The organism is Gordonia sp. PDNC005, assembly GCF_016919385.1.
GTDB lineage: Bacteria > Actinomycetota > Actinomycetes > Mycobacteriales > Mycobacteriaceae > Gordonia.
In genome coordinates this window covers 875,930-891,330 of sequence record NZ_CP070351.1, presented here as the reverse complement: position 1 = coordinate 891,330, position 15,401 = coordinate 875,930, and the positions used below count along the sequence as shown (strand labels likewise).

Here is a 15,401-nt window from a genome sequence, read left to right as displayed (position 1 = left end):
CTACCGCCTCGACCGTCGTCGGGGTGCGACGATCTCGACGCTTCGGTGTGTACTTCCTCGGAGGCAACTACGTGCCTCGGATCTGAACTTGACGAATGACCCCGGATCGATCCGGGGTCGACTGATCCTCGTCCTGGTCGGGCTTCGTCAGGCCGATCGACGCGAGAGCTGCGCGCATCTCAGCCTGAGCCTTACGCCCCGACGCAAGCTCCGGCGCTTCGACCCACTGCCCCATGGACCCCTTCACTCGGTAGCTTCCTCCGAGTTCAGCGATCTTCACGTAGAGGACGTCCGCCTGATCGGCTTGTCGGCACGCTCCTTCGAGGATCACCTTCTGCGCTTCGGTCAACTCGAACTCGACGGTCGCCTCATCCCAGATTCGTTGACCCGTCGTACCGAGACCGACCGGGCGGTATTCCTCAGCCACTAGTTGATCTTCCAGCCACGACCGTTGAACGGATTGGCGCTTGCCACCCGCAAACGGTCTGCGTCGATCTCGTCAGCGAGCACGGCGGACGTCTTGCTGTCGTTGAGGCTGATCGGGATGCCCTCTCGGGCAGCGACGACGAACGTGTACCCGATCCTGGTCTCGGTCTCGTTATGGCTTGTGTTCTGAGCGATTTCGAGCTTCCGGTAGTCACCGATTCCCGAAGGAGTGAACAACCGGAGAATCTTGTCCGGCGACACCCCGAAGCCGAGCGCGTTTCCGTGCTGGAACACGAAGAGGTCGATTGCTCCGAGGGCCTGTCCAGCCTCCGTAGCGGTGGCGAGCGCCTCGACAGCGACCGGACCAGCCTGCACGAGGGCGTCCGGAGTCAGCGTCTCGGGAAGAGTACCGACTGCTGCGACCAGTCGTTCAGCGGCTGAGTCGACGACGGTAGACAGCGTCTCGAAGATCTTTGTCGAGTCTGCGCGAAGCTCGTTCAGAGCGAGCGCCTGGTACGACTCGACCATCCGACGCTTTGCGACAGCCAACGGGGTGAATCCATCGGTCCCGAGCGCGAGCGCGGTCTCTGCGGCGAACGCGTGCATTACCGCCTCTGCCGTCTCCTCGGTGACCGGTTCGGTCGGTACGACCGGCAGACCATCGTAGGCGTAGCGGACAGCCTCGACGGAGTCGAGATACGGCTTGACAGTCTTCGGGAGCTTGTAGCCGAACTGTTCGAGCTGGGCGGTGAGAGCGGTGATGTTAGTGGTCATATCTTTCTTCCTTTACTGCCAGCGGTTGTCGCTGGGGTCGTGCGATGCGTTCGATGGTTGGGAGCCGATGTACCCGGCGATCAGGCTTTTCATGTCTCCGTTCAGCGGAGTGTTCCGCCGATCGTTCGACGACGGCTTAGGATCTGGTCCCATGAAAGCGTCTCTGAGCGCTTGCGCCGAGGACTGGTGAATTGACTTGCTCTCTGTAGAGACGGAGGCCTCGACCGGAGCAGCGGGGGTATTGGCTTTGATGAACTCGGCCCACTTCGCGACCTCGGGGTCGACTGGTTTCTTGATCTTCCTGAGTCGCTGTATTCGCTCGCGCTCCATGCGCTGAATCAGATTCTCGTTCATCTATTCTCCTTCGTTCATTTGATCCGGTACCCGAGACGCTCTAACTGGTCTGTGTCGTATCTGCCGGAGTACCCTCCGACCTCGTTCGCTAGCTGAACGAACCGGGCAAGCTGGTCAATATGACGCCGTAGGACCGGCTCCGGGGTGTTTGCGTCGTAGTTCACCCTCGGCTTCGCCGAGTCCTTGCATTTCCGAGCGTGAGCGAGGTGCTTGTCGTACTGGCTGTATATCCGCTCGGCCCAACTATTTGTCGGTGCCGGAGCTGTTCGGTAACGGTCTTTCGTCCTCGGTACGTCGGTGGTGCTACTCGGTGTCACTTCACTTCTGGTCCTTTTCGCTTGGGCCGCTCTGCACGGCTTGAATTTTGATTGCTTGGGGAAACTCGGTCGACGAACAGCTGCCGCACCGCGAACACTTGATGGTGCGGCAGTCGGTCGAAACTCTGGATTTCACCCCGACTTACCTGGTCTTGCGTCACAGATTTTCGCGAGCTGACATATAAACCCCTCGGGTAGTGATCGCGGCCCTTAGAATCGCTCTCAGCCGCCTTCACGGGCGCACTACGTCGTCGCGTCACCCTTCGAACCGACTAGGTCGTCGGAACCGATCCCAGGACGAGAGATCTCGTGCGACGACTTCTGGACGTTCACCGGAGAGAACGCGAGCGGCCCACTCGTCCCTCCGCCACTTGTTCACACCGAACCTGTACCGGAGTGGTTCGACTCGATCCTCGATCGGTCGATGATCATCGCCTAGCCTGGACAATCGGCGGTACTCGTCGGCGTCGAGTCGGTCGATCGCGTTGAGCGTTGATCTCACGACGGCTTCGGAGGCTGATTCAAGTGACTCACGGTCACTGGTCGACTTCAAGGCCCACCGCTTCGAGAAAGTCTGCGAGATCAGTCCGCTTCTCGATCGCTTTAACAACCCGATCGTTGTAAGCGAGCCTCTCTCGATACCTCCGAGTGTTCGTTTTCGAGCATTCAGCGCAGTATCGGCCCGTACCGTCCGCCCGTAGTTTCCAACGTTCGGCGTGCCCGTTCGTGCAAATTGATTTCACCTTGACCTCACTCTAGTTGGGTGTGAGTCCCATATGGGACCTGAAAATCCCCGTCGCACTTAAAGAACGACGGGGAAGAAATCTGGGGTCGCAACTCTGCTGCGAGAAATCCGAAGGAGTGCCACACCTGACCAGGGTGCGACTACTCCAAGCGGTAGACCAGGTGCTACCGCCTCAGGGTGACATGATTCCAAGACAGCAATTGTCACCTTGATCCCGGTGAATAGACCGGGGGTTTGTGGAAGATCGGGCCGCTCGACCGTGGAGAAAACGGGTGCGGCTAACGCTCAACGAGATAAGTCCTCGGAGCGATCGACGGAGCACGACCAGGAAGTCGGGGTAATACACCCGAGCGTCGTACATCCGAAGTTGGAAGGACCGGCGGTCAGACCGGTCCCGTCAGAAGGCAGGGACCTCTAGTTCCCTCTCACTAATATGTATCCCTGATTATTCACAATCGACGTCCTAGCAGATACGACGATAGTTCTCGTCAGCCGGACTCAAGCCATACAGCTGGACAGGATTTCCCTCGTCGTCGATCTCTTCCGCGATCTCCTCGACCGGGACGTCAGACAGCGCTCCGAGCGCTTTGTCTTTCCGACGCTCTTCCTCGGTGTACTTCGTGATCAGGGCGCGTACAGCGCGACTCTGATTTGACGACTGGTTCGTATCCCCGAGTGCCAGGCGTTCGAGGTGACTGAGTTCCGCGAGGGTGACGGACGGGAGTTGGCGACCGACATCGGCGATGTACGCCGGGATCTGCGACCAATCCGGTTCCGACTCTCCCAGGAGGTCGAAGTCGACGATCGCTCGTTTGATCTCGTTCACCGCGTCGGAGTCGAATGAGGCGTACAGCTTCGCGGTCTCGCTCGCGATGAGACCACGGCCCCAAGCCTGCGTTGCCTTGCTAACGATGCCTGCGAGATTCTGCGGCTCACCGGACTTCGGGTAGCCGTACGGGCGGAGATCCTTCGAAAGACGCCCTCGTCGTTCGATAGCGAACAGCTTCTCCCAGACGTGGGAGACGACGTCGTCGGCATCGACTCCGTGCCTGGACTTCGACGTCTGCGGATACTCTCGGACGACCTTAGTAGCAGCGAGTTTGATCGAGCGCTGGAGCGTGGGATCTTCGAGGATTGTCCCCGGGGTCGAGGTGAGTCGTTCGAGTCCTGCATCAGTCGGGAGCGCCGGAGTCGGCGCAGTGGTGGTAGTGGTCAAGATTCTCCTATGGGTGTGCGATTCGCCAGGCGAATGAGGCTGGCACGACGAAGTCCTCGACAGACATAGGTCTACCGAGGAGTTGAACAGATGGTGTTTGACGCGGCAACGCGCGTCGGATCAGTGGAGCGTGCGCTACGGGCGGACTTCTCCCATACTTTCAATATACCCCAACGGGGTACGTTTGTCAAACGTATGTTCGATTACCGTCCGAACAGATGAACCGCGATCGTTCCAGCTGCTCACCGGGTGAAAAACGGCTCGGGATATCCGCTCACGACCTCTGAGGCGTATCACGCCCCGGCCCACACACGGGGGCGCAGGGGTATACCCCGTGGGGGGGGGTAGGAGGGGGCCACCAAGGGGAGGCAGACCCAGGCACAGCAACCCAGGTACTAGCGGTCCCCTGCACTCCCCACACCCACACACCCCGGCGTGGTACCCCACCCCCTCTACACCCCCTCCCCTGCACAACCCAGGGGCACACACCCCACTCACTCCCCACACCCAGGCACACCCCACCCGGCACCCCGGTACACGCACACTCTCTGTACCCGGGTCGCTGTAGGGGTGCCAGAACACCTCCGGGCGCGCAGGCGAGGTACACGAGTGGTCGCGGCGGCGTACCGGGAGGCACTGAGACGTACTGGAAGGTACTGGAAGGTACTGGAAGGTACTGGAAGGTACTGGAAGGTACTGGAAGGTACTGGAAGGTACTGGAAGGTACTGGAAGGTACTGGGACGTACAGAGAGGCACCTGAGTTACACGCTCGCGAAGCGGATGTTCCGGGGCACCTCTCGACCCTTGAAGGGTGATGTTAGGGCGCACATGGAGACGCTAGGCGGCAGGAAAGGACACGCCCGGGTCGGTGCGACACGCCGGGTAGCCTGTGGATAGATGGTCGCTGACCTGGGACTTTCACGGATGTTATTCACAACTACTTGTGGTCAGTCGAAAAGCCACCCACTAGGTGTAGTGTTTTAGATGTTCGAGACACGACGAAGGCTCCCACCAACGGGAGCGGTGCTCTCCGGGTGGGAACCGATTCGTCTGCAACAAACTTCCTACGGCAAGTTGCAGTTGCGACGGTACTCCATTCGGGCCGAGAGGGTGCGATCACCCAGATGTTCGGTGCATCACGTGTGGCGAACGCTACCAAGGAGCCAAACATCATGGCCTCTCGTAAGACGTCGACCAGTAAGTCGACAAGAACCGTCCGCGTTCCCGTCAAGATCAAGACCGGGAACACCACGCGTCGGACTTCGGTCCCGGTGAAGGTTCAGACCATCACCAAGACTGTGAGGTTCAGCTGATGACGTACAAGCCGGGGGAGCGTGCTCCCCGATCAGGTCAGTACGAGATCGTTGGTCCTCGGGGCGGAGGCACCGGGAAGGAGCGCACCGTGACCCGGGGCGAACCGTTCCCGCCGACGCCGGGCGCGGGTCAGCTGTACAGGCTTGCTGACCCGACGAAGCACTAACCACCTAGACAGTGGGGAAGCGACCTACCCCGGCCTTCGGGTCGGGGTAGGTTGTTTTGTCCGCTCACTGCGCTAATACGTACTCATCCTCAACTCTTCGTCGGTCCAGAACCTGACGGTTGGTACCCATCTCCGCGAACGCCTTCCTCTGAAGCTCGAAACCGAGTGCTTGACGTTCGGCGCTTTCGAGAGCGCCGGTCTCCTCCGCTACGGAGTCCAACGTCGAGTAGTCCCCCATGCGGACCCAACCTTCGGAGGTCCGCTCAGCTAGACCGAACGACGACAGCTTCCTCAGCGCACGGGAAGCTGTAGACGCACTCAGCCGAGCTTGCTCAATGATCCATGCACGAGAACGGGGAGTCTCCGATAGGACTCCCCACACTCGACCACATGACTTGCCTAGTCCCCTGCCGTTCCTGAAGGCAGGGTGTGTCACAACGACCTCACTTGCTACTAAGGGGACGGTAACAGGTGAGGTCGATTCGACACTCCTACCGGAACTAATAGTCGATATCCATCAGCCTGCCCACGCCCATCCGCCCTAACTCTCGAGGTCCATCCCTGTTCGGTGAGCGCCGCAAGAGCGCGCTTGACAGTCGAGTCACTCATCCCGGCTTTGATCGCGAGCGTTCGCACTCCGAACGTCGGAGTCGACGTCCCGTGATTGTCCGAGAGCGAGCATAGCGCGAGCATTACCGAACGTTGTGATCCTCCGGCTTTGCCTTTCCACTCCGAGGACTCAACGGCCCGTCGGACCGCCTCGGTATGATCGGCATCGTACGACTTCGTTGACAACTGCGCTTTGTCCCACGTCCGGATTATGAACGCTTCCGCGTCCTGTCCCCGGTCCTCCATCTCGTGGACCTTCTCCGCTCCGAGGTTCGTTCGGTTCGTCATCACTATGCGGTAATCAGCAAGCGTCATCCCTGCGGTCTTCATCGCAGAAGCGATCGCCAGAGCCATATTCGAGCGGTTACCTCCGAAACGACCTGAGTAGTCACCCTCGCTCAGCGTCCGATCGAACCACGGCGGTAGGCACTTCGGCGTCTCAGGTGGTCCGAGGATCTCTAACGCCTCTTCAACGGATGCACCGATGAGTTCAACCGGCAGACCGAGTCGGTGTGGAGACAACGGAGGCCGGATCCCCTTGTTCGACCGGAAGCACTCAGGGGGCAGCCCAATCGACGATGCCGCTTGCTCAATCTCCTCCGCTCCGTCATCGCATCGGATGAACAGGTGCGTGTTCCTGCCGGAGTTCACCCAGAGAGCAGGGAGGCCCAGCGAGTCATCGAGCCTGCGCCCGAGGGAAACGAGTTCGTCTGTATCGAGGTCGAACGTAGCAAGCGTTGACTTGGGTTGAACCAAGAAGGCTCCCCCAGAATCGACAGCATTGTCCAGAGGTACCCAACCGCACCCCCTGTTAGTCTCGTCGATGAGCATCGCGTTTGTGTTCTGCCGGACGACTGCACGCGCAAGCCGCCGAATATCATTCTGATCTGTCATCTAGTCGGTGGTTCCTAAAGATTATGAGTCGGCAGCACGAAGCACGACCGACCGGAATCCTGATCGGGTCGTGTACTGCCCATCGTTTGTAAGAGGGAGTCCAAGCCTGTCGAGTTCGAGGACTTTGGTCTCCGGCATATCTAGCGCTCTGACGATCGCCCACAACGGGAGTCGATCACCCTTGGCCGGGTAGTTCAATTTGTTCCTTCGTTCAATCAGCCAGCGAGGGAATAGTCACTCTGGGATCGAGCTACGGCGTGGAATTGCTCGACGGTTATCCAATAGCCGATCTGGTCATCGATCTGTAACCACCCGATCTGATCGGGGTCGAGGTTGGTCATGTTCACCCTCCTTTCTAAGGCTGGAATTGAATAGCGGCACACCCCTTGGTGCCATTTGATGATTGAGGCCGTCAGCATTGAATCTAGAGGCATTACGGTGTCTTCTAGCGTCCGAACTACGTGTATTCCGACGACTCCCGAAGTCTGTGTTCGTGAGCGACTGCGAGAACGACGGGTGTCCGTGCCACGACGGGGAGGTCGAGATCCCCGTCGGAGTCCTTGCGCGAATCGATCAGACGCTCGTCGCGATACGCGACGAGCTGCAGCCGACGGAATCAGCTAGGTGTGTTGATTGAGCATCTGAACTCCCGAGGACAGCAGCGAAACACGGCGGATACTTCACGCCGGACGGTGCAAACCTTTCGTTCTCACTCGGGGGGGGGTGACCCGAGGACGGGTGCGGGTTGTGACGCCGCGATTCCTTCAGATGCTGACAACGTATCCCGACGACGAGTGAAGGTCTACGTCTGATTCGAAATACTCAGAACACTCTCAGGACACCGAGATCCCGAGACGTTCCCGCAAGTCGGCAGGAACCAGGATCTCACCGTAAGTCACTCCCGGCGCTGACTTCGTCCTGCGCTTACCACCTGTATCGAGCCTGAGGGTGAACGTGATCCCAGAGCGAAGGAGCAGCGAGCGGCGATCCTCCGGGGTCGACGACTGCCACCGATCGCGGTACGTCCCACCGACTGCTTTGTATTCCCAGTGCGCTTCGACCCGGGGAGACGCTTCGAGCGTCGAGAGTTCGGCGTCTTTCGCTTTGATCTGCGATCGAAGGCGCTGTTTCGCAGTCTCCGACGACATCGTCCCGATCAACGCTTGCAACTCGTCGAGAGCAGCTACAGCTGCGCGTATCTCCTCGTCCCGAGAATCGCCGGGTACCCAGACCCGTTCGACGACCGGGAGGTCTCCAACCTCGTCGAGGAACAACTCCTCGACGAACAGCTCCGCGTAGTCCAACGGGATCGGAGTAGACCGCCCGTACTCACACTGATCTTTGTATTCGTCAGGGTGGATGAGGTACACGAACTCGTAGACCTTCGGTTCACCTGACTTCATCGTCCTCTTCGTCTGCGTCTTCGAGTGATGCAACGGACGACGGCACCCAGGACAGACGACAATCCCGGTGAGCGGGTACGGGATCTCACGTCGGTCGTACGTCATCTTCTTCTCGGTCATCTTCTGCACTCGCTCGAACTCAGCGAGCGAGATCAGCGGCTCCCCGATCATCACCGGATCCCCGTTCTCGTCCCGTACGGTGGCTCCTGCCTTCGTCGAGTACCCGAGGAGAGCTTGGCTCCGGAGGAGTTGCCGGACGGTCTGTTGAACCCAACGCTTCGAAGTGTCAGGCGAACCTCCCCGAAGAGACTTCTTGTGCTCCGTCGGAATCAACGTCCCTGCGTCGTTCAGACGCTTGATCGCGTACGGCACTCCCCGACCTTCGATCACATCATCGACAATCGACTGAATCACCGAGCGCCCAACGGGGTCGACTTCGAGCCTCCACCCCGCTCCGTCGTTGACCCGTACTGGCACGTACCCGTACGGGAATGTCCCGCCTGCCCATCTACCGAGTTCTCGGAGCTTGGCACGCGAGGAGACCTGACGTTCCCTGATCGCCTCTAGCTCTCCCTCTGCCAGACCCGCTATCACCGATGCCAGCATTCGACCCGACCACGTCGACAGGTCGATCGACTCAGAGACTGATACGAGCGTTTTCCCGTTGTCGTCCGCCCATCCGAACAGTTTGCTCAACAGGACGGCGGATCGACCCAGCCGATCCAACTTCCACGCAACGACAGCGTCGTACTGCCCGATCTTCTCCGGATCGGTGAGCCACGGCCCGAGCGACGGGGTGTGGAACGGATCGACCGACCCCGACACACCGTCGTCGATCGCCCATCCGACGATCTGAGCGTCGTGCATCGACGCCCATTGTTCGACGACCTCACGCTGTCGCTCCACGGAGGTGGACTCCTCCGTGGTCCGAGACAGCCGGACCCTACCAAGTACCCGTATCGTTCCTGTCATGGTCGACGCTCCTAATCGTTTCTCCCTGAAGATCATGTACTATCAGCCCTGCATCCCCCCGAATACGGGCAACGCGATTCGGATCGCGGCGAACACGGGATGCGAGCTGCATCTGATCGAGCCGCTCGGCTTCACCATGACGGACACGCAGGTCAAGCGCGCCGGCCTCGACTACCACGAGATGGCGAACGTGACCGTTCACAAGAACCTCGATGCCGCGTGGGATGTCCTCCAGCCCGAGCGGGTATTCGCGTACACGGCGCACGCGTCGAAGTTCCACACCGACGTCGACTATCGCTCCGGCGACGTCCTCCTGTTCGGTCCCGAGCCGACCGGGCTGCCCGACGATGTCCTCAACGACCCGCATGTCACCGAGCAGTTGCGGATACCCATGCTTGCGGGGCGCCGGTCGATGAATCTCGCTAACGCCACGAGCGTCGCCCTCTACGAAGCGTGGCGGCAGAACGGGTTCGACGGCGCCGTTTAGGCCGACCAGTCGACCTGTGCGGCGAGCGCCATGAGCTTGCGTCGCCTGCTCGGCGAACCCGTCGACACCCATCCGATCCGGCCATAGACGTATCCCCGGAAGTCGCGTCGCCCCTCGCTGTTCTGCGATTCACCGCCGCCTCGAACAGCGTTGTGCAGCAACGCCTTCAGCGCGTCGAAATCGCCACGTCTGGCACGCGGCCCCGCGTTGACGACGAGCCCCGCCAACTGCTGGCGCTGGTGATCGCCCATCACCCGGAGCTTGTCCGGATGCACTCGGAAGCCTTCATCGTGCACGATCGACGAGACCACCCACGTCACCAGCTTCGCGTCGATGTCGTCACCGGAGAGCGCCAGATCGTCGCCGTACCGCGTGTATGCGAGGTTGTTCTTCGCGGCGAAGCCCGCGATGCGGATGTCCATGCGCCGCAGAATCAGATTCAGCAACGCAGGCGACGTCGGCGCGCCCTGAGGGAGGTGACGTTCCCTCAGCAATGCGGCTTGGAACGGGTCCAGCCGGGCAGCATCGTCGATGGAGCAGGTGGTCGTGCAGAGTGCGGCGAGGTACTCACAGACGCCCGGCGAGTACCCGATCGCCGTGAACACCGCTTTCACTCGTCGGTAGTTCGCGTGCTCGAAGCAGTTCTTCAGATCGATCCGGACCACCGTGTCGTGCAGTGAATGCGGGCCTGCGAACGAGACCGCCGAACGACCGCGGATGAAACCGTGGGCCGCCGGATGCGGAGGGACGGCGGCGAGGACGTCGTCGAGGATGCGGCGCTGCACGGTCGCGAGCCGTTCCTTCGGCGCCTCGATGATCCGGAACCCACCGTGCGCCTTGGGTATCCGCCACACCCGATAGTGCCGCAGCCGCTCTGGAAGTCGTTTCGAGCGACGTCCACGAGCGGCGAACCAGTCGAGCTCTGGCAGGGACATGTTCTGCCACGCGGCCAACATCTCGACGTCGGCGATCTGCCGTGCGCCGAAGACCGGCGACGACACGTGCGGGTCCGCGACGAACGCGTACGGCTCGGCACGCATCGCGTCGATCAATTCCCGGATCGCCTCGCCGGGATTGGACGGCGGCACGGGGAACGCCTCGAGGATCGCGCGAGCCACTTCTTCCGCGTCGGCAGGTGACACCACCCGCATCAGCAGGTCGGACAGCTCCGGCCGTGTCCACTCCGGACCGAGGTCGCTGCCGCGGACGCGCGTGAGTCGCTGAGCGATCGCGCCCGCCATCATCGTCGCCTCGCGCGCGGTGAATCGCCGCGGGCGCGAGAATCCGGCCCCCAATGGTCCTCCCTTCCCCCAAGCGAGGCAGGCGACGCGACCTGGACTTGTCGTCCTCGGCGCGCAGTCGAGCACACGGAGTGTGCCGACCTGCGTGCGACGCAGTGCCGTGCAGTGCATGAACCCAGGGGTAGCCCCTGAGACGGATCATCGATCCCTCTCGCGCCGCCTGCTCTCGCCGTCGACGCTAGCGCAGATGCCGTTCGAAGAAGCGCAAAGCGGACTCTCCCTCGTACTCGGGTACGCCGGTGTGCCCGCCCATGTTCGCGTGGAGCCCCTTCTCCGCCGAGCCGAACGCGTCGAAGAGATCAAGCGCCATCTGCCGATCGTTGCCCGCATCGTCCCACTGCAGAAGCATGTGGAGCGGGATCGTCAGACGACGTGCTTCGTCGAATGTCGCTGCGGGAACGTAACTTCCGGCGAACAACGTAGCGGCGACGACCCGCGGATCGACCAGTGCCAGCCGTACCGCGACAGCGATCACGCCGCCGGAGAGACCGACGGGGCCATCGATGTCCGGAAGTTCGAGCAGTGCATCCAGCACTGCCTGCCATTCCGGTACTGCCGCATCGACGAGCGGCGGGATCAGCCGTTCGACGATCTCGCCGACCGAACGTCCGTCCTCTACGGCATCCCACAGATCACGGCGTGCGCGATCGACGTCGGGCAGCCGTGGACGACCGCCACTGCCGGGGAGCTCGATGGTGGCGCAGGCGAATCCAGCGGACGATCGGGCACGCGCCGCTAGCCGCGGCCGCATCCGGTCGAGTCCGCCCGGCTGGCCGAGAAGGATCAGCGGTGTCGGACGGTCGGGATTCTCGGGCGTCCACAGAATGCCGGGGATGTCGCCGACAACGAAGTCGCGTTCAACGAAGCCGTCTGTGCGCGATTGAGAAGTGAAGTGCATGGCTGAAGTCCTTTGCAGAGTGCGTGAAACGGCGCTCCGCGGACGACCTATCGCCCGACCGTGACTCCTGCGGGGAGCACCCTTGTCGAAACATTCACGGGTACCACCTCCTCACGCTGATGCACGGTCGTCGACGACGCTAACAACCGGGAGTCCCGCGTGTCCATCGATTTTCGGTTCAACCGATTCGGAACCTCTTGATTCGCGACGTCGCGCCGCTGACCAAGTCGACCCTCGACTTCGGTACGCCAAAATGCTTGGCGAGCACCACTCCGACGGCCTTCGTCGCCTTCCCCTCGACGGCCGGTTCACGCACGAAGACCGTGATCGATCCGTCGTCGGCCACCTCGACGAGAGGTCCCTTCCGACTGTTCGGCTTCACAGTCACGGCCACCACCTGTGCGTCGGTCATGCCTGCCTCCCCTGCCCGGTGTTGCTTCCGCGCCACCGCAGCGGCGCCTCGCCGTACTCTTCGACGACGTGTGCCGCCATCCCGACCGTACGGCCGTACTGGAACAGGACCTCCCCGGCTCGCGACCCCAGACCCAACTCGAGTGCAACAACGGCACTCGCCAGGTCGACGTTCACCGGGCGTCCGGCGCGCGCGATGATCGCCTCCGCCGCGGCCAGCGCCGCCGACTCCGGCCGGTCGGCGCGCAGGCGATCGAGCACAATGCGTGCGCGCGGATCATCGCCCCCGTAGATCACGTGGCCGAACCCGGGCAGACGCCCGTCGACGACCGCGTCCGCGATCCCGCGATCCACATCGACGCCACCGCGCACGGCCTCGACCAGGGAGTACGCGGACGCAGGCGCACCGCCGTGCAACGGCCCCGACAGCGCGGCGTACCCGGCAAGGAGCGAGTCGAAGACGCCCGCCCGCGCCGACGCCGCGACCCGCGCCGCAGTCGTCGACGCCGCCAGACCGTTGTCGATGAGCGTCGTGACGAGGAGATCCACCCAGGGGTGTGTCAGGTCGATCTCCGGGACCGCCTTCGCCAGCACCGGAAGCACCCCGAGCACACGGGCAGCAGCGTCGGTACGGTCGGCGCGCAGCGGATCATTGGCTGCGATCAGCGCTACGGTCAACGGGATGCGGCGTTCCACAGGGACCTGTTCGACGATGCTCAGATCCACCGGAGCGGGCGGCGCAGGAGTTTCGACGTCGAGCACGAATCGCGCCGCCGCGGCGAAGTCCATCGTCGCGCAGATGTCGGTGATGTCGGTGCCGCGCAACAGGAGTCGGTCATCGCTGATCGTCGACACGCGAGTCGCGACGGCCCGGAACCGAAGGAGGCGGTCGCCGGCGCGGCGGCCGTCGTGTTTGGCCGCCGCGAGCGAGTCGACCTCGGTGCGGTCGAACAGCGACTCCGCCTGCCCCGGCATCCGCCGCGACGTCAGCACTCCCCTGCTCACGTACGAGTACAGCGTTCCGCGCTTCACTCCCAGCCGCGCCGATGCCTCCGACGTTGTTATCCACCTGTCCACGCGTTGATTCAATCAACATTGCAGACATTGATCAACAGCGCCACACTCGTGTCATGAGCACACCGATCACCGTCCCGAGAGGACTCAAGAATGTCATCGTCACCGACACAGAGATCGGGGACGTCCGAGGTGAGGAGGGTTTTTACCACTACCGCCAGTTCGACGCGACGCAGCTCGCTCGCACCTGCACGTTCGAGGATGTCTGGCATCTGATGGTGTTCGGGTCGCTTCCCGAGCCGGGACAGTCCGAAGCGTTCGCGCGTCGCGTCGGCGAACTCCGAGTGATCGACGGCGCGACAGTCGACATTCTCCGGTCAGTGATCACGCCGACAACGGAACCTCTTGCGGCGCTTCGCGTGGCCCTCGCGGCACTGGGTGTCGACGACAGACCGCTGTTCGACGTCGCCCCGGACAAACGGGTCGATGCCGCCCTACGGGCAGCCGCCGTTGTCCCGACCGTGCTGGCCGCCGCCCATCGGATCGCGCTCGGGCTCGATGTTCTCGACGCCGACCCGAACGCAGATCACGTCTCCGACTACCTGCGCATGGCAACCGGATCCACCGACCGCGTCGCCGCCGACTCGCTCCGCACCTACCTGATCACCACGATCGACCACGGCTTCAACGCGTCGACATTCGCCGGCCGCGTGGTCGCCTCCACCGGTTCGGATATGACGTCGTCAGTGCTCGGCGCACTGGGCGCATTCCTCGGTCCCCTGCACGGCGGTGCCCCGAGCCGGGCTCTCGCCGCACTCGACGACATCGGCGACCCCGCCAACACGCGCGAGTGGGTGCGCGGTCGAATCGAATCCGGCGACGTCATCATGGGCTTCGGCCACGCCGTCTACCGCACACACGATCCGCGCTCAGAACTGCTGAAAAGTGTTGTGCAGCAACGGTACGACTCGCCTCTCGTCCGGCAGGCCACCGCGGTCGAAGCCGAGATCGAGGCGGCGATCAACGAACTCAAGCCCGGTCGTCGCCTGTACGCGAACGTCGAATTCTACGCCGGCGTCCTCATGAGCGAGGTCGGCCTGCCGCCGGAGATGTTCACGCCGACATTCGCCGTCGCCCGTGTTGTCGGCTGGACGGCGAACATCCTCGAACAAGCCGCCGACGGCAAGATCATCCGCCCCGCTGCGCGCTACGTCGGCCCCGAGCCCGGAACTCTTCCTGCTCGTTGAGCCATACGTACTGCTGAGATCGCGCTTCTCATCGGCGAGCGATCTTTGCAGTGCCGACCCGATCAGGGCTTGTTGGCCCAGACGTACTTGTAGTACTCGGCGTCTTTGAGGTCGGCGGCCGCGGCGGGATCGACGACCATCGTCGCGTGGCGGTGAAGCTGCAGCACCGACGCCGGGCACGATGCCGACAGCGGGCCTTCGACAGCGGCAGCCACGGCTGCAGCCTTGCCGGATCCGGTCGCGACGAGGATCAGGTGTTTGGCGTCGCAGATGGTGCCGAGGCCCTGGGTGATGACATGCATCGGTACCTCGTCGAACGAGTCGAAGAAGCGGGCGTTGTCCTGCCGGGTCTTCTCGGTCAGTGTCTTTATGCGGGTGCGCGAGGTCAGCGACGACGACGGTTCGTTGAAGCCGATGTGGCCGTTGCTGCCGATGCCGAGGATCTGCACGTCCACCGGGCCGACTTCGGCGATGAGTGCGTCGTAGGCGTCGGCGGCGATCCGACTGTCGGGCGCCATGCCGTCCGGCGAGTGGACGTCGCCGATGTCGATGTGGTCGGTGAACTTGTCACGGATGAACCGCGCATACGACTCCGGGTGCGTCGGCACCAGCCCGACGTACTCGTCGAGCAGGACCGCGTTGACACCGGCGAACGACAGTCCCTCGTCGCGGTGTCGACGGATCAGTTCGTCGTACGTCGCGAGGGGTGACGATCCGGTGGCCAGACCGATGGTCTTCGCTCCTCCTCGGACTGCGTTCTCGACGATGTCGGCCATCACCTGTTCCGGGTGATCGACGATCACGACCTCCATGCGCTACCTGCACCTTCCATAGTGTGTGGGTTCGGTTCGA

General features: G+C 62.4%; 15 protein-coding genes. 2 read left to right on the top strand and 13 right to left on the bottom strand.

The window, feature by feature from the left end; translation table 11 throughout:
* Positions 1–67 precede the first annotated feature (67 nt).
* The 8 genes from JVX90_RS04240 to JVX90_RS04205 form a co-directional block, all read right to left on the bottom strand.
* Positions 68–427 (bottom strand): P27 family phage terminase small subunit, encoded by a 360-nt coding sequence (locus JVX90_RS04240; RefSeq protein ID WP_205331196.1) that lies wholly within the window; start codon positions 425–427, stop codon positions 68–70.
* Entirely contained in the window at positions 427–1,200 is a 774-nt protein-coding gene (locus JVX90_RS04235; protein ID WP_205331195.1) for a hypothetical protein, read from the bottom strand. The genes JVX90_RS04240 and JVX90_RS04235 overlap by 1 nt, the downstream gene beginning before the upstream one ends.
* A gap of 12 nt (positions 1,201–1,212) precedes the next feature.
* Positions 1,213–1,554, bottom strand: a complete 342-nt coding sequence (locus tag JVX90_RS04230; protein ID WP_205331194.1) for a hypothetical protein — start codon at positions 1,552–1,554, stop codon at positions 1,213–1,215.
* 1,525 nt (positions 1,555–3,079) lie between these two features.
* Complete coding sequence (locus JVX90_RS04225) at positions 3,080–3,832, bottom strand: hypothetical protein (RefSeq protein ID WP_205331193.1); 753 nt, start codon at positions 3,830–3,832, stop codon at positions 3,080–3,082.
* A 1,545-nt stretch (positions 3,833–5,377) separates the two neighbouring features.
* Positions 5,378–5,551, bottom strand: a complete 174-nt coding sequence (locus JVX90_RS04215; RefSeq protein ID WP_205331191.1) for a hypothetical protein — start codon at positions 5,549–5,551, stop codon at positions 5,378–5,380.
* Between the two features lie 215 nt (positions 5,552–5,766).
* Positions 5,767–6,816, bottom strand: a complete 1,050-nt coding sequence (locus tag JVX90_RS04210; protein WP_205331190.1) for a helix-turn-helix domain-containing protein — start codon at positions 6,814–6,816, stop codon at positions 5,767–5,769.
* A 215-nt stretch (positions 6,817–7,031) separates the two neighbouring features.
* A complete protein-coding gene (locus JVX90_RS20680; RefSeq protein WP_275889940.1) occupies positions 7,032–7,157 on the bottom strand; it encodes a hypothetical protein in 126 nt (41 codons plus the stop codon).
* Positions 7,158–7,649: 492 nt separating this feature from the next.
* Positions 7,650–9,191: a recombinase family protein gene (locus tag JVX90_RS04205; protein WP_275889939.1), complete on the bottom strand. Its 1,542-nt coding sequence runs from the start codon at positions 9,189–9,191 to the stop codon at positions 7,650–7,652.
* On the opposite strand from JVX90_RS04205, the gene JVX90_RS04200 reads away from it, so the two are divergent.
* Positions 9,190–9,678 (top strand): tRNA (cytidine(34)-2'-O)-methyltransferase, encoded by a 489-nt coding sequence (locus JVX90_RS04200; protein ID WP_205331188.1) that lies wholly within the window; start codon positions 9,190–9,192, stop codon positions 9,676–9,678. The genes JVX90_RS04205 and JVX90_RS04200 overlap by 2 nt on opposite strands.
* Here the strand turns inward: JVX90_RS04200 and JVX90_RS04195 are convergent.
* The 4 genes from JVX90_RS04195 to JVX90_RS04180 form a co-directional block, all read right to left on the bottom strand.
* Positions 9,675–10,973 carry a reverse transcriptase family protein gene (locus tag JVX90_RS04195; RefSeq protein ID WP_205331187.1) on the bottom strand — a complete coding sequence of 433 codons (1,299 nt, stop codon included), beginning with the start codon at positions 10,971–10,973 and terminating at the stop codon, positions 9,675–9,677. The two genes, JVX90_RS04200 and JVX90_RS04195, sit on opposite strands and share 4 nt — an antisense overlap.
* Positions 10,974–11,157: 184 nt before the next feature.
* Complete coding sequence (locus tag JVX90_RS04190; RefSeq protein WP_205331186.1) at positions 11,158–11,877, bottom strand: alpha/beta hydrolase; 720 nt, start codon at positions 11,875–11,877, stop codon at positions 11,158–11,160.
* 178 nt (positions 11,878–12,055) lie between these two features.
* The gene (locus JVX90_RS04185) at positions 12,056–12,289 is read right to left on the bottom strand and encodes a DUF167 domain-containing protein (RefSeq protein WP_205331185.1); all 234 of its coding nucleotides are present in this window, start codon (positions 12,287–12,289) and stop codon (positions 12,056–12,058) included.
* The gene (locus JVX90_RS04180) at positions 12,286–13,365 is read right to left on the bottom strand and encodes a citrate synthase (protein ID WP_205331184.1); all 1,080 of its coding nucleotides are present in this window, start codon (positions 13,363–13,365) and stop codon (positions 12,286–12,288) included. Before JVX90_RS04180 ends, JVX90_RS04185 begins: the two co-directional genes overlap by 4 nt.
* Before the next feature lie 53 nt (positions 13,366–13,418).
* Here JVX90_RS04180 and JVX90_RS04175 point away from each other — a divergent pair, with 53 nt between their 5' ends.
* Positions 13,419–14,549, top strand: coding sequence for a citrate/2-methylcitrate synthase (locus tag JVX90_RS04175; protein WP_205331183.1), 1,131 nt, complete (start codon positions 13,419–13,421; stop codon positions 14,547–14,549).
* A gap of 62 nt (positions 14,550–14,611) precedes the next feature.
* Here the strand turns inward: JVX90_RS04175 and nagB are convergent, their stop codons facing one another.
* The gene (gene nagB / locus JVX90_RS04170; protein ID WP_205331182.1) at positions 14,612–15,361 is read right to left on the bottom strand and encodes a glucosamine-6-phosphate deaminase; all 750 of its coding nucleotides are present in this window, start codon (positions 15,359–15,361) and stop codon (positions 14,612–14,614) included.
* Between the last annotated feature and the right edge of the window lie 40 nt (positions 15,362–15,401).